Consider the following 20,896-nt stretch of genomic DNA (forward strand, 5'->3'; position numbering starts at 1 on the left):
CTATTTAGGTTTGGGCAGATCCGCCTTGGTAGCTGCCCAAACCGTTTTCACACGTTGCATCATCGAATAGACATCCACCTGCCCGCCGTCATTGATCGTACTTTCGATGGCGATCAGGACGTCGTGCAAATCACGCGCCCCGAACATCGCAGCGCTCCCTGCAAGCTTGTGACATTCCAACGCCAATTGCGGATGCTCGGTCATTTCGACTGACGACGGCACGTAGTTGTCCACGAATGCGTCGGCTTCAATCACAAACCGCGCAAGGAGACGGTAAAACGCTGCCTCTCCTAGATTGGTGCGCAGTTCGTTTAGCTGGCTATTTTCAGGTGCCCGCGCGGAAATAGCATCTGGTGCTCCCGTTAAAGTCGACAGAGCTTTGCGCAGTTCATACTGCAAGATTGGCTTACCGATGAATGCATCCATACCCGCCTCTCGAAACCCCTCGACGGCTTGCGGCATAACGTTGGCAGAGACACCCAAAATCGGGACCCTAGCAGATGGTCCCTTACCACTGCGAATATGTCGTGTAGCTGTGGGCCCATCCATTTCAGGCATGCTGATGTCCATGAGGATAACATCGAACTTGAACTGAGAGGCTGCTTCTACCCCAGCAGCGCCATCCTTGGCCGTGGTAACTCTATGCCCATCGATTTCCAACATATTCTGGATCACTTCCAAATTGATGTCATTGTCCTCCACAACCAACAGATTCAGCGGAGAGATCGTGGTTTTCCTAGTCGCATCGTCCTTCGATATCAGACTCTCGTCCGCCGGCTTCATCGGTAGACACACCCAAAAGACGCTCCCTTCACCTAACGTGCTTTCAACACCAATTTCGCCTCCCATAGCTTCAGCAAAACGACGCGCGATGCCAAGCCCTAGGCCCGTCCCTCCCGATGTTCGACCTATTGAGGGATCTCGTGTCTGAAAGTCATCGAAAACCTTTTCAACTACATCCTCGGCGATGCCATAACCCGTATCGATTACGCGAAATTCATATTCTCTTTCAGCCATACCGGCTCGGATCGGGAGGACTTCTACTTCAATAGAAATACGGCCGTTTTGCGTGAATTTAACTGCATTGCCCACCAGATTGAGTAGTATCTGCCGCAATCGTTGGGCATCCGTCGAGACCACTGTGTCGTGAGGGCCTATCCACTGCCATTCGATAACGTTGGAGCGAGAAGCGGCATACCCGCTTTGACCATCCACAATGTCTTGCAGTAACTTGCTTAAGTCTGTCGGCTCGTTTTCAATAGACAGCTTTCCCGCTTCAAATCGCGCGATATCAAGAACCGTGTCGACGTGGCTAAGTAACACCTGCCCCGAGATTTCCATGTTGCTGACATACCGGCCTTGCTGCGCGGATAGTGAAGAGTTTTTGAGCAAGGATAGATTGCCCAATACCCCATTCAAAGGCGTCCGTATTTCATGGCTCATAACGGTAAAGAAATCTGACTTCGCCTTCTCACCTGCCAAAGCGAGATCACGCGCCGTGATGAGTTCCTGCTCCGCCGCAACCTGCCGTGAAATGTCCCTTATAGACCCGATGACGATCTCTTCATTGTCATGCACCGCCGTTTGAAGCGACAGCTCGGCAGGGAACAGATCCCCATTGGCACGCATCGCTTCAAGCTGAACGCGCCCTTTGCCCACGACATGCTTAGCCCCGCCGCGTTGCATCCGCTTGACCCCCTCAACATGAGCGTCACGCAAATGGGCGGGAACGATCAAGTCGCCGATTAATTTCCCCAACACCTCGTCATGATCATAGCCAAATATGGTTTCAGCGGCCGAGTTAAATTCGACGACCCTGCCCTTAGAATCAGAAACGATCACCGCGTCCAGTGATGTTGACAGGATCGCATTCATTCGTTGATTCACCTGAACCAAGACATCGCGCCCACGACGCGTGAGGCGGTTCACGTACATCAAGTAAATACTCAGGCCAACCAGCGCGACCAGCAACGAGCCTGACAAAATGGCCAATTGCAAAAGTGTCGTTCCTGTAGCTGTACGGCGGTGGTCCGACAATTGGGCAAAGTAGGACAAGCTGGCCACCGATATCGCGCGAACATCGGGAGAGATGACCTCTGCTTGAGGCAATATCTTTGATACCGCCACGCCCAGATCCTCGTCACTGCTGTCGATTGCAGGAATGTTTTTCTCTAAAAAGTCAGAAATTCGGGACAAAGGAACAGCGAATTCTGGCTTGGTTCGAAGCTCTGAAAATAGCGAAGAACTAAGCAGTGTATCCATCCGACTGTAGAAGATGTCGAAGCGTCGCCTGATCTCCTCGACTTCGACCTCGTCGCTGGCACCTTCTACGGCAGAATGGTCGAAATGCTCTAGCGCGTGCGCCAGGAACAGGTAATCCACCTCGGCCTGCGTCAAAGTCCATTGCACGTTGTCGGAACTCGCCGAACGCTGCTGCTCTAAATCAGAAATGACTTCGCGGCCAAGCCAAAGTGCCGCCGCAAGCGTCAGTAAGATGGTAACAGCTACAACGCTCACAAACCATCGATTGCGGGGGGGTGTGGTATTTCTGGGCTTCATGCGATCTGACGTCCCTAAGGTCGCTGTCTTTGCCTGACGCTATCTAACCAGTTCCAACCTGTCGAGTTGCCAAATCGAGCGCGAGTACACCACTTCGGTCCTGTATTTGGCATCGCTGTCGTAAGGGTACACAATCCACAACGGCCCTTTTTGGCGACGCGACATAGGTTCTTCGTCCATCAGATAAGCAATGATCGGGGCTGTATCCGTGATGCTGTCTACAGGGATTTCTACGGTGTAATCGTTGATGGCGCTTGCTTTAACCAGAGTAACGTCGCCTCCAAACTGGTTCAAAAACTCTGCCAGAGGTACGCCTAGGAAGGTATGCTCGGTCTCGGTCCAAATCGTGGTCGTCTTAAAACTCTCAGATGGCATCTCACTCAACAAGCCGACATCTAAAACGATGCTGTTGTCGAAATTGGTTTGAGTGACATCACCTGAGACGGTCAAAACGATGTCTCCACTTGGCGTAGCGATAGGTTCGTCCGCATGAACTCCACCACTGAGCGTCACCAAAAGTGAAGCTAGAAAATAAATTTTCCGCATGACGGCCTCCTCAAATTCACAAGTCATTTATTACGTTATGCTCTCAGAAGGAATAGTCCGTCATGCGGATAGGCGACCTACCCTTACGGATAGGTGGACCGTTTCATGCTGCGACTGGAGGGATAGAGGATCGCATTTTCATGAATTGGTGCAGCTCTTCGCCTAATTCTTTTCGATCAAACGCATGGGCGAATGTCGCACAAAGGAAGCCCGCGATAGATCCGCAATCGAACCGCTCGCCGTCAAATGCAAAGCCGCTGACAGGGGCAGTGTTCATATCCTGTGCAATTGCGTCAGTGAGTTGGATTTCCCCGCCTGAGCCTGGTTTCCCCTTCGCCAATTGATCAAAGATGGAGGGTTGTAAGATGTAGCGGCCGACAATGCCGAAACTCGAAGGTGCGCACGCAGGGTCAGGTTTTTCTACAAGCCCGCGAAGTGATTGAAGGCGACCCGCAGATCGCGCGATATCCACGACACCGTATGAACCCAGCCGTTGCATCGGCACCTCTTCAGTCGCAACCATATGCCCATCATTGCTGTCGAACGCCTCAACCATCTGCGTCAGGGCAGGCGTATCAGCACGAATGATATCGTCAGGCAAGATCACAGCGAAAGGCTCGTCCCCCACCAACCGCTGCGCCAATGACACCGCGTGACCAAGTCCGCGAGGTTCGTCCTGACGGATAAAGCTAAAGCTCCCTTCGGTCATTTGCGATGGGCGCAGCGCCTCAAGAGCGTTTGTTTTGTTTGCATCAATCAAAGTGCGCTCCAGTGCGGGCATCGCACCTAGGTAGTTCTCAATCGCGGACTTTCCGGCGGATGTGACGAAGATGAATTCCTCGATTCCGGCCGCCCGCGCCTCGTCAATCGCGTATTGTATCAGCGGGCGATCCACCAGTGGCAGCATTTCTTTGGGCACAGCTTTAGTCGCTGGAAGAAAACGAGTGCCAAGTCCGGCGACTGGGAAGACAGCTTTACGAATAGGTTTCATTGGGTCATTCCTTAAATTTTCTATTGAGGATCAGTAAGCGCCACGCCCGGAGATAACTGCGCGGAACGTCAATGCGATCAACATCAGGTCGAGCAGGGTTGAGCGCGACTTCACATAGGCGATATCAAGGTCGACCATCTTGTCGAAGCCAATATCCGCCCGCCCTGCCACCTGCCAAAGTCCGGTGATACCCGGCTTGGCATCCAAACGGCCCAGCGCGCGGGTTGGGTATTTTTTCACCTCCTCTGGTAAGGCTGGACGCGGTCCGACAATGGACATCTCGCCCTTCAAAACGTTGATCAGCTGTGGCAGTTCATCGATTGAAAAGCGACGCAGAAGCTTACCCATGCGGGTGATCCGCGGATCGCTGCGGGACTTGAAACACACCCCCTCGCGATCTGACGTGGCAAGTAACGCAGCGCGACGCGCCTCTGCATCCAGAAACATCGAGCGGAATTTGTAGACACCGAAATGCCCCCCAGCCTTACCGACGCGCGTCTGCTTAAAGAGTGCAGGACCAGAGCTGTCGAGCCGAACCATGGCCGCAACCGCCAACATTGGTATGCCAAGAAGCAAAAGCGCCCCACCCGATATTGCGATATCCAGTGCACGTTGCGAGACGTAGCCGCGATCGGCATTTCGCCAAGCATGCGAAGCGCTTCGTGAAAGGAACGTCAGATTGCCCGCCAAGTAGCGGCGCGCAAGGCGGCGAGGCTCCATTGCCAAACGCCACCCCCACTCCATGCGGAACTTGCGCACCAAAGCCGGTGCGCGACGCACATTTCCAGCAAGGAAATCAAACAGCGCCCCCACACCTAAAACTAGGTCGGCCTCGATGAGGTCACGGTGTCGATCGATCCAAAGCTCCTGACGTGGCACCCCCATCGCCACGAGGACGATGTCGGCACCAGATTCGTTGATCTCGTCGATGGCCTCTTGCGCGCGGTCTGCCCCGACAAAACCATCACGCGTGCCCACAACTCGCAACCCCGGAATGTCCATACATAGACGTTGCGCGGCAGCGTTTGCGGTTCCCGGCGTGCCCCCGATTAGGAACACCGAACGTCCCCAACGTACGGCTTGGCGTAACAACTTTGGAGCAAAGTCGGTGCCATTCAGGTTCGCTCTCAACTTATTGCCTTGCATCTTAGCGGCCAACTCAATGCCAATACCATCAGGCAAAATGTAGTCGGCGCGGCGTAGCGCAGCGGCGTATGCTTTGTTCGAAACGCTAAGGTTGGCGCAATGCGCGTTCAAAAAGAAAACGGACTTGCGTCCATCTCCCAATAGGGTGCGGACAACTGGGTCAACCGCCTCGTTAACCACCTTGTGGTTCAGCACTGCAATCGTCCGCAAAGTTTGTGGATCAACTGGGCAGTAGTGGTTAGCAAAGTTTTTCTTCGGCGGGTGTTGCATGACAGCTCTCCATCTTGGGGGTTACGGAATTTCCCTCAGCATGGAACGGGATTGCATGGCCGCATAGGTGGGCGAACGGACAACTCACCACGCAAAGGGCTGTAATTTTCGCCGTTTGGAGCAAAATCAGAAACGTGCGGTTAGTGCCACTATCCGTAAGGATAGAACGTGCTGTCCCATTGATTGCCTTACTCAATCGAAATGGTGTGGCTATAGTTATTGTGTGGTGTGGGATCCGAGACTAACTGGAGACTAGCGTGAAAGTACTTATTGCAGACGACCACGAACTCGTTCTTGATACCGTTGTCGCTTTTGTCGAAGCTGCCGGAGACATAACGGTCACCACAGCCCCCGACTTTGGCACCGCACAAAGGATCATCGACGCGGACGGGCCATTTGACCTCGTTCTGCTTGATCTCAATATGCCGGGGATGAATGGCTTATCAGGTTTAGAAACCGCTATTTCTATGGACCGCGCATCTCATGTGGCGTTGTTTACTGGGGACACCTCACGTAGTTTGGCCGAGAAGGCCTTAGACGTCGGCGCCGCTGGCTTCATTCCCAAAACACTTCCGGCCAAGTCCCTGATTAACGCGATCCGCTTTATGGCTATGGGGGAGCAATACCTTCCAGCTGGCTTCATGACCGCATCGCAACCCGAAGACCACCACCCACTGGCCCAAATGCTGACCCAGCGCGAACAGCAGGTTTTGAAAGGGTTGACCGAAGGCAAGGCCAACAAGGAGATCGCGCGCGATCTAGACTTATCGGAACCCACAATCAAACTGCATGTCAAAACGCTCTACCGCAAAGTCGGGGCCAGCAATCGTACGCAAGCCGCACTTATTGCGCGTGAAGCGGGGCTGTTCTAACTCGGCGCTATCCCTTCGGATAACAACCCGCCCTTATCCCCCGCGCCTTATCCTTTAGCGCGCGAGACTACTACGACGCCCTAGCTATGATCGAATGAACACAGAGGCTTGTTCAATGATCGATAGTAAAACCACCAGTACGACCGCACATTTGCGCAAAATCAACTTCACTTGGCTCAAAGTGCGGCGCACCCCGTTGCGCGATCTCGGGTGGCGGCGCTTGTTGGTTGGCGGGCGTCTGAGCGATCTGGGGCGCATCCCTCGATATGTCGCCGTTGTTCTAATTGGAGCCAGCTGTGTCTGGGCCCCAATCTTAGGATACCTAGCCACCGCGCCATTGCAGTTCTCGTCACATGCCTCACTGATCTTGCCGGGGTCCGGCGCATCTGCATCGGTTAACCTAAATGAGATCGGGCAAGCCTCTTCCTACGCCAACTCGGCCTTCTCCAACGGTTCAATCAGCCCGACAGAAACCTATAAACGCCTCATCGGCGCAGATAGAATTCTAGACGCGGCTGCAAAAGCCTTGGACATGGACCGAACCGAGTTCGGAAAGCCTCGCGTCACCTTGGTGGATCAAACCAGCCTTATCCATATCGAGGTGAAGGGGCCAAACGCCGATCAAGCGCAAGTCTTTGGCGACGCCCTACTGGCCGCATTGTTTGCTGAGATCGACGCCCTGCGCGCGGATGAAATTCAAACCCGCGAGACAAGCGGCATAGGTGCAATTGCAGACTACACCCGCTCCGTGCGGGAAACTCGCGCTGTCATATCCGATCTTCAAGCCCGCAGCGGCTTGCAATCAGCCAAGCAATTTCGTGAACAAGTCACCTCGCTTGATCAACTAAAACAAGACCTTCGCAACCTCGAAGCTGAACTTAGCCGCCAATCAAACAAAGTGACGGCTTTAGAGGCTGCGTTGGACCTGCCCTCAAACTCAGCCGCGGCCACGCTCAAACTATATGCAGACGCCCAATACCTGTCTTTGCTGGAAAAGGTTGCGTTACACTCCGCCACTATGGCGCAGGCTCAGGCCAGTTATGGTACACGGCACCCCGTTCGTGTGAGTGCAAGAGATGCATATGAAGGCGCGCGCTCGGCGTCACTTGCCCGCGCTTCTGAAGTCACTGGATTGCCTGAAGACAATCTGATCGGATTGGATCGCGCCCCCGAAGGGCAACGTGCGGCATTGCTTAGCGAACTCGTTCGCGAGAACGCCACTCAAGTGGGGTTAAAGCATGAAGCCGAAACCTTGTCGGCACAAGTCAAAGACGAAAACGCACGTATAGCCACCCTCTCTCCAATCGCCTCTGAACTTGAAGACTTGCAGCGTGATTTTGACGTCGCCGAAGCGGTATTTGCCTCCGCTATTGCCCGCGCGGAGTCCACGAAGACTGATGTCTACGCATCCTACCCCTTGATCCAAGTGCTCGAGAACCCTTCACTTCCTGATCATCCTTCATCCCCCCGGCGCAAGCTGTCGCTTGCCGCAGGTATAGCCGCGACGGTTCTGCTACTGATCGGGCTAGGGTTGGCATGGGTTCGCAAGCCGATGATCTCGCGACTGCTGGTCTCGCCAAAAGCTCAGGCTCAAGATGAAGATACAGCCTGAGAACCTTGCTGAACGGATCGTCTGGCGCACCTTGATCTGGACATGGCCACTATACGCGCTTGGGGCGCTTTACGTGGTTGGGCCGGTCTTGGCGTGGGTCTTAACTGGTCTGGTAGCATTGGTGTTATATCTTGGTCCTGCCATCCGACCCGACCTGCGCGCCACCGGACCAATCCCGTGGCTTGCATGGCTTTGGGTTGTGGGAATGATCGTGATGCTCTTCGCGCTTTGGGCGGGGCATATGGATTGGGGACTTGGGACGAAGAAGACTATCAAGTCTAGCATTGGTTGGGCCAAAGGTTGGGCCCTTTTGGCACTGTTCCCACTGGCGGGCGCTGTGCTTCCTATTCGACGTGAGGTGATCATTCGCGCCCAATGCGTGGTTGGACTATGGACATTAGTACTGGCCCCACTTTTGCTTTCAGCCCCATACATTGGCTTGCCTGAACGCGTTTTCACTTCCCCCCTAAAGGCAATTGGCGGACCAGGGCCTGAATATTTCACCTTGTTCCTATACACCTTTGATCCATCCACGTGGACGCCCCGTTGGCAGTTCTACGCGCCGTGGTCCCCTTTTGCGGCCCTGTTGGGCGTTATCATGATCCTCTTTGCGTTAGAGGAAAAACACCGTCACTGGATGTGGGCGGGATTGCTTGCGGGGGTGTTGATGATCTTGGCGTCAAAGTCCCGTATGGGTTTGGTTGGCATTGTATTTTGCACCATGTGTCCAAGGCTGCTTCCTCTCGTTGCGCGAACGTCAGCTTGGTTTGTGGTTTCGGGCTTCATTGCCAGCCTCGCCATCTGGGGGGCCATCGCCGCCGACATCATTCAAGCAGGCATTCACGGATTTAGATCAGCACGCGCAGATAGCACCCGCGTTCGCGAAACGCTGCAACGAATTGCCTATGAGCGTTGGCAATCCGACGCTGTTTGGTTTGGGCATGGCATCGTCAGACCCGGGCCACATCTGGTGGAATATATGCCCATCGGCAGCCATCACACATGGTTCGGCTTGTTGTTTGTCAAAGGACTGATCGGCTTCTTCGCCTTCCTCATTCCCTTCGCCATTCATTTCGCAGTCGTCACCAAAGACGCAGCCATTCATCCGCGCGGCAGGTTGCCATTGGGGTTATTGATGACCTTCCTCCTATTGTCGTTTGGGGAGAACATCGAGATTGAGGCATACCTGCTTTGGCCAGCCCTGCTATTATTGGGCTGCCATATGCGCGAAATGGCTAATGAACACCGATGAGCTTATGAGGTGAACATATCTTTATAACGCTCTCGTAGCTCTTTCTTTTGCACCTTGCCCATGGTGTTGCGAGGCAACTCCGTCACGACAACCAGTCGCTGCGGGTGCTTAAAGCGCGCAAGCGAGCCGCCGATGTTTTGCTTGATCGCGTCCAGATCCAATGTCCCTTGGCCGTCCTCAACCAGCACCCCTACCACGGTTTCGCCAAAGTCAGGGTGTGGCACGCCGATGACCGCGCTTTCGAGAACGCCCGCTTCGTCATCAAGCAGCAACTCGATCTCTTTGGGGTAAATGTTGTACCCGCCAGATATGATCAGGTCTTTGTTACGCCCAACGATATGTACATAGCCGTCTTCATCAATCTGACCTAAATCGCCGGTGATAAAGAAGCCATCCGCGCGCAATTCCTCGGCCGTTTTTTCTGGCATCTGCCAATAGCCCTTAAACACGTTCGGGCCGCGGACTTCGATGTCGCCGATCTCACCCTGTGGAAGGGATTTTCCGCTGTTATTGTCCGTGATCTTCAACTCGACACCTGGTAGTGGGAAGCCAACAGTCCCAGCCCGACGCTCCCCATCGTAAGGATTCGACGTATTCATGTTGGTTTCGGTCATCCCGTAACGCTCTAGAATCCGGTGGCCCGTGAGTTCCTCGAACTGAATATGCGTTTCAGCCAACAACGGCGCACTTCCCGAAACAAACAACCGCATGTGCTGGGTCAAATCGCGGGTAAAACGGGCGTCCCCTAGTAGGCGTGTGTAGAACGTTGGAACGCCCATCATGGTCGTCGCTTGCGGCATCAATTCAATCAACCCATCCACGTCAAACTTCGGCATAAACAAAATTTTGCTGCCCGCGAGAAGAGAGATATTCGTCGCCACAAACAAGCCGTGGGTGTGAAAGATTGGCAACGCATGTAGCAACGCGTCATCCGCAGTGAACTTCCATTCCCCTACCAAGGTCCGTGCGTTCGACAGCAGATTGCCTTGTGTCAACATAGCTCCCTTCGAGCGCCCAGTTGTCCCCGAAGTGTATAGAAACGCCGCAAGATCATCTGCAGTGCGATCAACCGTCTCAAACTCAACCGCCATTGAGGCCGCTTTATCCGAAAAGCTGCCGCGCCCATCGTCGTTCAGAGTTTCCAACTTAGCACCACAAGCGCGCGCGATCGGAGTTAGTCCCTCCAAGCGCGCCTCGTCACATAAGATCAATGCTGCACCGCTGTTATCTGCGAAATATGAAACCTCATCGGCCGTGTATGCAGTGTTCAAAGGCAAGAACACGATGCCCGCTTGAACACAGGCTGCATAGATCGCCAAAGACTGAGGTGATTTGGCGATCTGCACGGCGACACGATGCCCTACGCGAACGTCCAACTTGGTGAATAAGTTGGCGTACTGCGCGGCTAATTCCAAGAATTCTTGGTGCGTGATTGTAGAGCCGTCCGCCATCTGCAAAAAGACGCTAGACTTACCTTGGTGCTGCCCAAAGAGAGCGTCGAATAATGGATTAGGCATGTGTTGCCTCCTAAGTTTTGGGCGTTACCGAAATACTGAGGGCTTTCACCGCATCAGAAGCAACAACTGTTTTTTCACCAACAAATTGTTCATGGTTTTGGGATATTTGGCTCAGGTCATACAGGTAATTGACCATCGTGCCGTTTGATTGACGCTGACCGTTCTGAGAAGTATCGGCACCGGCATGAACCGCATGGACCCGCGCGCCATTGCCCAAATGAAACCGCGCGACAGGATCAAAAGGCATACCATCTGGCCGCTTCGCTTCGATAAGATAATGCGCAGCTAAGGCTTGGTTGTCCGTCGCTTCCAATGCGTCCAAATCCACAGCCTCTAACCAACGGTTCAGGTTTGGAATTGGCGATAGGGTCACAAAGGTCTCAAGCCCCGGTAATTCCTTCGAGAGGTCTGACACGACCTGCTTGATCAATGAGTTCCCAAAGGAAATCCCCGCCAACCCCGACTGGCAGTTGGAAATCGAGTAAAACACCGCCGTGTCTGCATCTTCCGCATCGATTGCCACGCGGTCGTCCGCCAACAGGTCTTGCACCGAATTTGGAATGCCCTTGGTCAACGCGACTTCAACGAATATCAGCGGCTCGCCAGCCATCGCCGGATGAAAGAAGCCAAAACATCTACGGTCGCTCGGCTTCAACCGAAGGCGCAAATCATCCCAACTGTCGATGGCGTGCACAGCTTCATAGGCGATGATTTTTTCTAGAATTTCGGCAGGGCTTTCCCAGTTGATCGGGCGCAAAACCAGAAAGCCGCGATTGAACCAAGACGAAAACAAATGCTTGAAATCAACATCCAGCGGCCCAAGGTCGCGACGCTCCTTCATCAGCGCCAACAGGTCTTTGCGCATGGCAACCAACTGCCCAGTCGCACCGGGCACTTGGTTCAAGCGTCGCGCCAATTCCTGACGTTTAGGTTCGCAGGCTTCAGTGAAGCTCGTGTAGGTCTTTTTGCTCGGCTCATCTTGGTAACTCTGCAAAGCACGAGTGACCTCATCGGGATCGATCTCGAGGTCACGGGCCATGAACTCAAAGAAGGCGATCTTTTCCTCGCGCGACATGCTGGCGTACCGGTCCAAAAGGTTGCGCGCCAAAGTAACACCGGACACATCCCCATGGCTGCTGAGCAAAGCGCCACATAACTCGAAGGTCGTTCGGCCATCGACCTCTTCGGACAATGCCTTGCGGTAGCGTCGCTCGAAAACTGTAGAGATCAATTCGCTAAAATAGCTCACTCTGACACTCCCTTTGTCACGGCCAAATCTGGCGAACTAGCCTTCAAGTCCGCCTCCAAAATATCTGCCGAATCCCGAAGGAATGGCGCAAGTCAACCTATCCGAATTGCATCCTCAGTCAATAATCTTGTATACAATTTCATTATTCTTGCGCTCAAAGACCCTGTTGGCTATCCTTGCGTCTATGACACAAAAGCGCGCAAATCAGATCTCAGATGCCTTAGAGGAGCTTGTTTTTCAAGGGGAATACAAGGATGGCGAACGCCTAGACGAGATCAAACTCGCGGCATATTTCGACGTCTCGCGCACCCCGATCCGAGAAGCCCTTCAACGGTTGGTCATGTCCGGCATGGCAGAGCAAATACCAAGGCGCGGCGTCTTTGTGCGTCAACCCGGGCCGGTGGAATTGCTTGAGATGTTCGAGACGATGGCCGAACTTGAGGCCGCTTGTGGCCGCTTCGCCGCAGCACGCATGTCAGACGAAGCGCTCGACCGCATGGCCGCCGCAAACGAACGCTGCAAAGCCGCTGTAGAGCGAAAAGACGCCGCCGAATACTACCTCGAGAACGAAGCATTTCACCGCGAAATCTACGAAGGTGCCACCAACAGCTTTTTGCAAAACGAAGCACTGAAACTGCAAAACAGGTTGAAGCCCTTTAGGCGGGTTCAACTGAGGTTCCGCGGGCGCATGACGCAATCACTGGCCGAACATGAAGCCATCATGGACGCCTTGCGTAATGGCGACGGCGAACTGGCCTCAAGCGCCCTTCGAAGCCATGTCACGGTGCAGGGTGAGAAATTTCAGCAATTGATTGCGGGCCTGAAGCAGTAGCCCAAACCCTGCACATCAGACCGACACAATCGGCAGCATTTCCTCCCGCGAGGTTTCGGCTTTGGCCGCATCCTTGATTACTTCGCCACGACGTAGCGCAATAAAGTGATCCGCCAAGTCGTAGGCAAAGTCGAAGTACTGCTCCACCAAGACAATTGCCATGTCCCCCTGCTCTCGCAGCAAGCCAATGACCTCGCCGATATGTTGGATGATGTTGGGCTGAATGCCCTCGGTCGGCTCGTCCAGAAGCAGCAATTTGGGCTTTGTGATCAACGCCCGCGCAATGGCCAGCTGTTGCTGCTGCCCGCCAGACAGGTCGCCTCCGCGCCGGTGCTGCATGTCCTTCAAGACGGGGAAAAGGTCATAAATGGCGGCTGGGATGTGATGCTCTGACTTGGGCAAACATGCAAAGCCGGTTTCCAGATTTTCGGTCACGGTCATCAACGGAAAGACGTCGCGCCCTTGCGGCACGTAGCCGATGCCATGCTGGGCCAGTTGATGCGCAGGCATGTGGTCAATGGGCTTGCCATCCAACGTCACCGTCCCGCCAGAGCTTGCATGCGTCCCCGAAATGGCCTTCAGCAAGCTGGTTTTCCCAACGCCGTTGGTCCCCATCACGCAGGTGACCGCGCCTACGTCGGCCTTCATGGAGATGTCGTACAGGATCTGCGACTTGCCGTAATGTAGGCTTAGGTTTTCAACGTTCAACATGATTAGCGCCCTAGATACACGTCAATGACGTCTTGGTTTTTCGTGACATGATCAAGTGATCCTTCAGCCAGCACCGAGCCTTCGTGCAACACCGTGACTTTGCAATCCAAGCGTCGAACGAATTCCATATCGTGCTCAACCACAACAACTGCGCGGGTCTTGGCCGCCTCCGACAATATCGCGGTGGTTTTTTCGCGCTCGGCGGGGGTCATCCCAGCGGCTGGTTCGTCGACCAACAACAGCTTTGGATCTTGGGCCAGCAACATCCCGATCTCCAGCCATTGCTTTTGCCCATGGCTCAACTCGCCCGAGGTGCGCAACAGCTGCTCCTCCAAGCCCGTCTGAACTGCCAGTTCCCTGACACGCTCGAGGTCATCTTTGGAGGGCCGGAACATCAGCACAGCCAACGGCGAGCGGTCCATACGCAGCGCCATCAACAAGTTTTCCTGCACGCTTTGCTCCTCAAACACCGTCGGCTTTTGGAACTTCCGCCCGATACCGGCTTGGGCAATCTTCGCCTCTGACATCCCGATCAACGAGACGCTTTTGTCGCCCCATAGGATGTGCCCCTCGTCGGGTTTGGTCTTCCCCGTCACGATATCCATAAATGTGGTTTTGCCTGCGCCATTTGGCCCAATCACCGCCCGCATTTCCGCCGACCCAATTTGGAACGACAGGTTATTGATGGCGCGAAACCCGTCGAAGCTGACCGTCACGCCTGACACTTCAAGAAGCGTACTCATGTCTCGCTGCCTTTCTTACGGCTGATCAAATCTATCAGCCCGCCCATGCCTTTGGGCGCATATAGCGTGACCAGCACAAAGCTTAAGCCCAGCAGGATTAGCCACCAGTCCACCCATTTGATTGTATAGAACCCGAGATTCACATCAGGGGCCTGCCCGCCCGTGAACCAGCTGGATACAAGGCTGACAAAGCCCGTGCCAATGACCGCGCCGTAAAGCCTGCCGCGCCCACCAATGGCCACCCAAACCGCAAGGTAAATGGACGCAATCGGCGCTACCTCGGCCGGATTGATGATGCCCGCTTGCGGATAGTAGAGCGCGCCCGCAATGCCAGCGATACATGCCGTCAAGGTGAAGACGGCCAGTTTATAAAGCTCCACCGAATACCCAAGAAACCGCACCCTCGCCTCATTGTCGCGAATGCCCCGAATGACAGAGCCAAACTTGCCCGACACCGCCCATGCCACCAGCAGGTAGCCCAAGGCCAACGCCAACGCCGACGCCCAGAAGAACCATAGCGAAACCATAGATTGCGGCGCGGTCACTCCCGGTAGGTTTTGCAGGCCAGACAACCCGTTGTTGCCGCGCAAACCGCTGGCGTTTTGGAACAGATACAGCGACAGCCCCAGCGTCATCGCTTGCGTCAATATTGACAGGTACACCCCCGTGACGCGGCTGCGGAACGCAAGCCAGCCAAAGACCAGCGCCAGAAGGCCCGGGATCAGAACCACAAACGCCATTTGCAGCACGAAGCTATCAGCGAAATTCCAGATCAACGGGAATTCGCTGCTGCCAACGACACCAAATATTTGGTTGCCGATGGCAGCCTCGATCTCTTCGGGCGTGGGAGGAAGTACGCCGTCCGATAGTGAATTCTCAACGATTTGACGTGTGCGCTCATACATTAACCACATGCCGACCATGTAGCCGCCAAGGCCAAAGAACGCGAAATGCCCAAGCGACAAGATGCCCGCATAGCCCCAGATCAGGTCCATCGCGACGGCGATCAGGCAAAGGCAAAGCGTCTTGCCCAAGGTCTTCACAAAGCTGGTCGAGATCACCCCGACGCCAAAGCCCTCCGACAGAACTGTAACCCCCAGGGTGAACAGAGCAAGTATCGCAAGGAACACCAAGACGGATGGGTTACGGGAAATGAACGAGCGTTCCATTGATTAATCCCCCGCCGCACGACCCTTGAGGGCGATGATGCCTCTTGGCCGGAACTGGATGAAAATGATGATGAAGATGATCATATAGGTCTGCGCGGCCAGCGTGTTGGAGGGGTTCAGCCACTCCACCCCCTTTTGGAAGCCGCCAATCATCGCGGCCCCCGCAAGGGTGCCCCAGATGTTACCCACCCCGCCGACCACCACGGTCATGAAGCTTTGCACAATGTAGTCGCCGCCCATCTCTGACGTCACCTTGGCGAACAACCCGATCGCGACACCGGCGATGCCCGCAATGCCGGACCCAAGCCCGAAGGTCAGCATGTTCACACGGTCAGGGTTGATGCCCATGCTCGCAGCCATACGCGGGTTTTGCGTCACGGCGCGGGTTTCAAGCCCAAGCCGTGTCTGTTTCATGATGAACAAGAACAACCCGAGGAACGTCAACGCCAACACAAAGATCGCGATCCGAATGTAGCTGATCGACACCACATCGTTGATCACCCAAGCGCCGTCCAACCACGACGGAGCCGTCAGCGGCCGCGCCTGAGTGCCGAAGATGTTCTTGGCCAATTGTTGCAACGCGATGGACACCCCGAATGTCGCCAATAAGGTCTCCAGCGGGCGGTGGTACAGCCAACGGATCACCAGCCGTTCTAGCAGCACACCTGCGGCGAAGGTCACCGCGAAGGCCAGCGGCACCGCCAATATGATCGACAAGGTGTGATTGGGCACGAACTGCTGCACAACATAGCCCGTATAGGCCCCCATCATGATGAATTCTCCGTGGGCCATGTTGATGACCCCCATAACGCCGAATGTGATCGCCAGACCGATTGCCGCTAGGAAATAAATCGACGCCAGAGAGAGCGCATCAAGCCCCAAGTCGGCGGCTTGGCTGACCGCCACGCGGTTCTCGGATTTCGCGAGCGCTTGGCGGGCCGCCGTCGTCACCTCTGCGTTTGCCTCCGTGAAGGCGTTGAAAAACCTGTAGCCCGCAAGGGTCGCGTCGATATCCGCCTCACCGACACGTGGCGCGACGAGGCCGTCGGCGACCAACGCGTCATATGCCGCGTTTCGCGCGGCCTCGGTCGACAACTGGGCAATCGGCATACCAGCGATGAAGCCACCCTCGACGTTGGCCTCTAGGGCCGCGTCCCTTGCGTCATCCGTCACAATTGGCGCGGCTAAATCAGCCTCGACCAACAAATCATATGCCGACACCTTGGAAAGAGTAGCGCTGCCCGGTTCTATATACTCGGCGACATTGGCGTCAGGCGTTGAGCCTTGCGCCGTAAATGACAGCGTCGCCCTTAGGATCGGGTTCAGCGTCGCGCGAAAATCTACACCAAGGTCTCCGGCCATGTCGCCAATCGCGTCTACGCGCGCAGAGGCGTCGGCGTCATACGCCATCGTCATCAACCGCTCAAGCCGCGTTTTTCGCGCCAAAATAGCTGCGTCCGCCTCGCCCTCAATCGACGCGCGCAACGGGGCCAATAGAGCCGCATCGGGGTCGCGTGAAATGGAGGTCAACGCGTCCATGCGTTTGACCGGATCAGGGTCGGAGAGCTGAAACTTGACCAATGCTGTCGCGATCATCGCGCGTACACCGCTGTTTGGCTTCAACTGCTTGAGCGCTTTTTTGTCAAAGTCACCGGCTGGCGCACCATCTTCAAAATCCGTCAGCGCGTAGGAGCCGTCCTCATTCTTGGCGCCAAGGAAGAACGATCCGTCTTCCTTGCGCTGCCACATGTTCTTGGACTGCCACGCCTCCAAGACACCCTGCATCTGCGGCAAGCCGCTTTCGGCAATCGCATCAATCGCGGGGCCAATGGTGCGGCGTGAACTTTTCTCGATCAACTCTCGTTGGCTTTGCAATACGTCGCTGACCGAGGTGGCCTGCGCTTGCGCAATATTCGTCATGAGCAACGCAGCAAGCATCGCCAAGAGCAAGGTTTTCATGAGGGGGTTCCGGAAGGTCAGAGTGTGAGGGCGCATCCAGCGACGCGCCCTCTTGAGATCAAAGGATCAGTAGTTGGACAGTGTTTGGACGCAAGACTTGGTCTCGGTGTTGTACATACCGCAGCCAAGCTCTTTCCAGTCAGATACCAATTTGGCGGATTCTGGCAGGAAGTCGGTCCATGCGTCACCGGCAACTTCAGCAGTCTGGCTGATGATGTCGAATTGACCATCTTCAGTGATCTCGCCGATCAGCACTGGCTTTGCGAGGTGGTGGTTTGGCAACATAACAGCTGTACCGCCTGTCAGGTTAGCGAACTCCTGGCCGTACATTGCTGTGCGTACCGCATCCACGTCAGCCGTGCCCGCCGCTTCAACCGCGTTCACCCACATGTTGAAGCCAATGTAGTGAGCTTCCATTGGGTCGTTGGTCACACGCTCTTCACCCATGCGGGCTTTCCACGCTTTGATCCACTCAGCGTTGGCGTCAGTTTCTGCCGATTGGAAGTAGTTCCAAGCTGCAAGGTGGCCAACAAGGTTAGACGTGTCCAAGCCGGACAGCTCTTCTTCACCCACCGAGAACGCAACAACTGGGATGTCGTCCGCAGAGATGCCAGCCGCGGCCAGCTCTTTGTAGAAGCCGATGTTTGCGTCGCCGTTGATGGTCGAGATAACGCCGACCTTCTTGCCGTCCGCGCCCAATGCAACCACATCAGCTACAATCTTGGACCAGTCAGAGTGACCGAATGGCGTGTAGTTCACAAAAATATCGTCTTTCGCGATGTCTTTGGACTGCAGGTAGGATTCCAAAATGTTGTTGGTTGTGCGTGGGTATACATAGTCGGTGCCCAACAACGCGAATTTCTCGACGCCCAGCTCTTCGAGGAAGTAGTCAGTGGCAGGGATCGCTTGCTGGTTCGGGGCGGCACCTGTGTAGAATACGTTCTTGGAGCTTTCTTCGCCCTCGTATTGCACAGGGTAGAACAGCAGGCCGTTCAACTCTTCGATGACCGGCAGTACGGATTTACGCGACACGGATGTCCAGTTTCCGAAGATCACGTCTACTTCGTGAACGCTGATCAATTCGCGGGCTTTCTCGGCAAACAGTGGCCAATCGGATGCTGGGTCAACAACAACAGCTTCAAGGTCGCATCCGTTGACGCCGCCTTTGCCGTTTTGCTGTTCAACCAACATTTCCATGGTGTCTTTCAACGTGGTCTCGGAAATTGCCATTGTGCCGGACAGGGAGTGCAAAACACCGACCTTAATAGTGCAGTCAGCGGCGAAGGCTGGCAAAGCTGCGCTCAACGAGATGGCCGTGGCCAGAGCGGTTGTCGTTCTCATGTGATTTCTCCTAGCAGAGATAAGCTCTAACCTTGCCCTTGGTACACGGGCGTCTTAGCTACTCCCTGCAACGTAAGTGTTGCAAAAAGTGTGGCGGCTGACCTGAGGTCCAATTCAAAACAGTCGTCACACACCCCTATGGCAGCATCTCGACTCGACACTTGGGGATGGCAGACTGTTGCTGGCTCGCGGTGTTGATCGCAATTTTCATATAGAGGAAAAATGTAGCACTCCGCCGATATGCCTAATTTGCGGGCTAAACTAACGCCAACCGCTCATGAATTAATCAAAACAGCCACCAATTCACCAATTCTTAGCAATCCACCCACGCATCCAATGCCCCTTCCTTTGGAGCACCTTGCAACAAAAAAAGGGCAGCTCGAAAGCTGCCCTTAACTCATCCGTCTACATATCCAGTGCCGATCAGGACGCCTCTGCCTTCATAGGCTCACTTGGGGTTTGCGGCGTGGGCGCAACCTTAGCCGGAACATCCAACACCTCGTTCGTCACACCGGCCAATCCATCTTCAAGGCTAACACCCAGCTCTTTGCCAAGAGCTTGCATCGCGGGCATCTGCAGTGCCATGCCCAATACCGAGTCCAGCGCTTGGTTCACCGGCGTGCCACCTGAGCCCCCGTCACCACCTGCCCCACCGGGTTGACCCATTCCGGTCACCTGATGGATCTTGATCGAGTCGATCTTCTCCGCAGGCTTCACCATCTCGGCGATCATCGCAGGCATTGCCTCAAGCTGTGCAAGGCGAACCTTCATCGCGATAATCTCGGCGCTCAATTCGTTTTCAGAATTCGCGATCGCAGTTTGACCTTCCGCCATCGCCAGCATGTCCGTCTTCTTCGCTTCTGCGCGAACTGTCATCGCGTTAGCGTCCGCTTGCGCCTCTTCTAACTTCGCCGCCGCGCGGTCACTCGCCGCATCCTTGTCAGCTTCAGCAGACAAGCGAATAGAGGTCGCTTGACGCTCCGCCTCTTTTTGCGCCTCGATCAAGGCGATCTGCTTGGCACGCTCCGCTTCGGCCACCGCACGTGCAGTCTCAATCGCTTCGGCAGCTTTCGTGGATTCGGCACGAGCCTTATCCGCAGATGCACGGGCTTGGCTTTCTTCCTCAGACTTACGCGCAACGATGATGGCACGTTCCTGATCAGCCACTTCCAACTCGCGTTCTTTGGCGATCTCTGCTTCGCGAATGGTCCGCTCGCGCTCAATCTCTGCCGCACGCACGGCGCGTTCACGCTCAATCCGCGCTTCGTCCTTAGCACGGTCAGATGCTTCTTGATTGCGCGCAATCTGGGCTTCTTGCTCAGCTTGCAGGGTTTGGATCTCCTCGATCTGCGCGATCTCGGCTTGCTGTTTCTCACGCTCAATCTGGAACTTGCGCTTTTCAGCTTCCATCTCAGATTGCGCCACGGCAACCTCAGCTTCCGCAGAAATCTCTGCACGTTGCTTACGCGAAGTCGCGATCACTGCAGCCAGTTTTTGCATACCAACAGCGTTAAAGGCGTTGTTCTCGTCAAGGCTCTCAAATGGCGTTTGATCCAGCGCGGTCAACGACACCGCCTCCAGTTCAAGCCCGTTCTTCAACAAGTCCTCGGAGATCGCATTCTGCACCTCTTGAACAAAGCTTGCGCGGTTTTCATGCAGGTCATCCATCGTCATCTGAGCCGCAACAGCACGCAGGCCGTCGACCAGCTTACCCTCGATCATCTCGCGCAGCTGATCGACGTGGAACGTGCGGTCCCCAAGGGTTTGCGCCGCCCGTGAGATACCATCTTCCGTGGCATTCACCGAGACGTAGAACTCCACGCCCACGTCCACACGCATCCGGTCTTTGGTAATCAACGACTGCTCTTCGATGCGCGACACCTCAAGGCGCAAGGTCTTCATGTTCACCTTGGCAATCTCATGCAGGAACGGGACCACAATGGTGCCGCCGTCCATGATGACCTTCTTCCCGCCAGAGCCGGTTTTAACAAGGCTGGTTTCGCGGGTCGCACGTTTGAACAGTCGGGCCATGATCAGACCGATAAAGACCAATAGGCCAACAATAATCGCGGCCGGAATTAAAATAGAAGAAAATTGCATAGAAATGCTCCTGTAAAGTGGATGTAA

General features: G+C 55.0%; 16 protein-coding genes. 4 read left to right on the forward strand and 12 right to left on the reverse strand.

Features of this window, described 5'->3' with window-relative positions; translation table 11 throughout:
• The 4 genes from ABJN86_RS05815 to ABJN86_RS05830 all read right to left on the reverse strand — a co-directional run bounded on the left by ABJN86_RS05815 (nt 1) and on the right by ABJN86_RS05830 (nt 5,512).
• The gene (locus ABJN86_RS05815) at nt 1-2,517 is read right to left on the reverse strand and encodes an ATP-binding protein (RefSeq protein ID WP_348377740.1); all 2,517 of its coding nucleotides are present in this window, start codon (nt 2,515-2,517) and stop codon (nt 1-3) included.
• An 81-nt stretch (nt 2,518-2,598) separates the two neighbouring features.
• Entirely contained in the window at nt 2,599-3,105 is a 507-nt protein-coding gene (locus ABJN86_RS05820; RefSeq protein ID WP_348365443.1) for an oxidoreductase, read from the reverse strand.
• A 103-nt stretch (nt 3,106-3,208) separates the two neighbouring features.
• Nucleotides 3,209-4,096, reverse strand: coding sequence for a UTP--glucose-1-phosphate uridylyltransferase (locus ABJN86_RS05825; protein WP_348365445.1), 888 nt, complete (start codon nt 4,094-4,096; stop codon nt 3,209-3,211).
• A gap of 30 nt (nt 4,097-4,126) precedes the next feature.
• Nucleotides 4,127-5,512, reverse strand: a complete 1,386-nt coding sequence (locus ABJN86_RS05830) for a WecB/TagA/CpsF family glycosyltransferase (protein WP_348365447.1) — start codon at nt 5,510-5,512, stop codon at nt 4,127-4,129.
• Between the two features lie 257 nt (nt 5,513-5,769).
• Between ABJN86_RS05830 and ABJN86_RS05835 the strand changes: the two genes are divergently transcribed.
• The 3 genes from ABJN86_RS05835 (at nt 5,770) to ABJN86_RS05845 (ending at nt 9,248) form a co-directional block, all read left to right on the forward strand.
• Nucleotides 5,770-6,384: a response regulator transcription factor gene (locus ABJN86_RS05835; RefSeq protein WP_348365449.1), complete on the forward strand. Its 615-nt coding sequence runs from the start codon at nt 5,770-5,772 to the stop codon at nt 6,382-6,384.
• Between the two features lie 115 nt (nt 6,385-6,499).
• Nucleotides 6,500-7,996: a hypothetical protein gene (locus ABJN86_RS05840; RefSeq protein WP_348365451.1), complete on the forward strand. Its 1,497-nt coding sequence runs from the start codon at nt 6,500-6,502 to the stop codon at nt 7,994-7,996.
• On the forward strand, nt 7,980-9,248 hold the full coding sequence (locus tag ABJN86_RS05845; protein WP_348365452.1) for an O-antigen ligase domain-containing protein: 1,269 nt from the start codon (nt 7,980-7,982) through the stop codon (nt 9,246-9,248). Before ABJN86_RS05840 ends, ABJN86_RS05845 begins: the two co-directional genes overlap by 17 nt.
• A gap of 2 nt (nt 9,249-9,250) precedes the next feature.
• Here ABJN86_RS05845 and ABJN86_RS05850 read toward each other — a convergent pair whose 3' ends face one another.
• The gene (locus ABJN86_RS05850) at nt 9,251-10,765 is read right to left on the reverse strand and encodes a malonyl-CoA synthase (protein WP_348365454.1); all 1,515 of its coding nucleotides are present in this window, start codon (nt 10,763-10,765) and stop codon (nt 9,251-9,253) included.
• Between the two features lie 10 nt (nt 10,766-10,775).
• Complete coding sequence (locus tag ABJN86_RS05855) at nt 10,776-12,014, reverse strand: malonyl-CoA decarboxylase (RefSeq protein WP_348365456.1); 1,239 nt, start codon at nt 12,012-12,014, stop codon at nt 10,776-10,778.
• A 184-nt stretch (nt 12,015-12,198) separates the two neighbouring features.
• Here ABJN86_RS05855 and ABJN86_RS05860 point away from each other — a divergent pair, with 184 nt between their 5' ends.
• Nucleotides 12,199-12,846, forward strand: a complete 648-nt coding sequence (locus tag ABJN86_RS05860) for a GntR family transcriptional regulator (RefSeq protein ID WP_348365457.1) — start codon at nt 12,199-12,201, stop codon at nt 12,844-12,846.
• 15 nt (nt 12,847-12,861) lie between these two features.
• Here ABJN86_RS05860 and urtE read toward each other — a convergent pair whose 3' ends face one another.
• The 6 genes from urtE to ABJN86_RS05890 form a co-directional block, all read right to left on the reverse strand.
• Nucleotides 12,862-13,557 (reverse strand): urea ABC transporter ATP-binding subunit UrtE, encoded by a 696-nt coding sequence (gene urtE, locus ABJN86_RS05865; protein WP_348365458.1) that lies wholly within the window; start codon nt 13,555-13,557, stop codon nt 12,862-12,864.
• Between the two features lie 2 nt (nt 13,558-13,559).
• A complete protein-coding gene (urtD, locus tag ABJN86_RS05870) occupies nt 13,560-14,300 on the reverse strand; it encodes an urea ABC transporter ATP-binding protein UrtD (RefSeq protein WP_348365460.1) in 741 nt (246 codons plus the stop codon).
• Nucleotides 14,297-15,469 (reverse strand): urea ABC transporter permease subunit UrtC, encoded by a 1,173-nt coding sequence (gene urtC / locus ABJN86_RS05875; protein ID WP_348365462.1) that lies wholly within the window; start codon nt 15,467-15,469, stop codon nt 14,297-14,299. Before urtC ends, urtD begins: the two co-directional genes overlap by 4 nt.
• Before the next feature lie 3 nt (nt 15,470-15,472).
• On the reverse strand, nt 15,473-17,428 hold the full coding sequence (urtB, locus tag ABJN86_RS05880) for an urea ABC transporter permease subunit UrtB (RefSeq protein ID WP_348365463.1): 1,956 nt from the start codon (nt 17,426-17,428) through the stop codon (nt 15,473-15,475).
• Nucleotides 17,429-17,494: 66 nt separating this feature from the next.
• A complete protein-coding gene (gene urtA / locus ABJN86_RS05885) occupies nt 17,495-18,769 on the reverse strand; it encodes an urea ABC transporter substrate-binding protein (RefSeq protein ID WP_348365464.1) in 1,275 nt (424 codons plus the stop codon).
• A gap of 423 nt (nt 18,770-19,192) precedes the next feature.
• Nucleotides 19,193-20,869: a flotillin domain-containing protein gene (locus tag ABJN86_RS05890; RefSeq protein ID WP_348365465.1), complete on the reverse strand. Its 1,677-nt coding sequence runs from the start codon at nt 20,867-20,869 to the stop codon at nt 19,193-19,195.
• Between the last annotated feature and the right edge of the window lie 27 nt (nt 20,870-20,896).

Source organism: Litoreibacter sp. (assembly GCF_039974535.1).
Taxonomy (GTDB): domain Bacteria; phylum Pseudomonadota; class Alphaproteobacteria; order Rhodobacterales; family Rhodobacteraceae; genus Litoreibacter.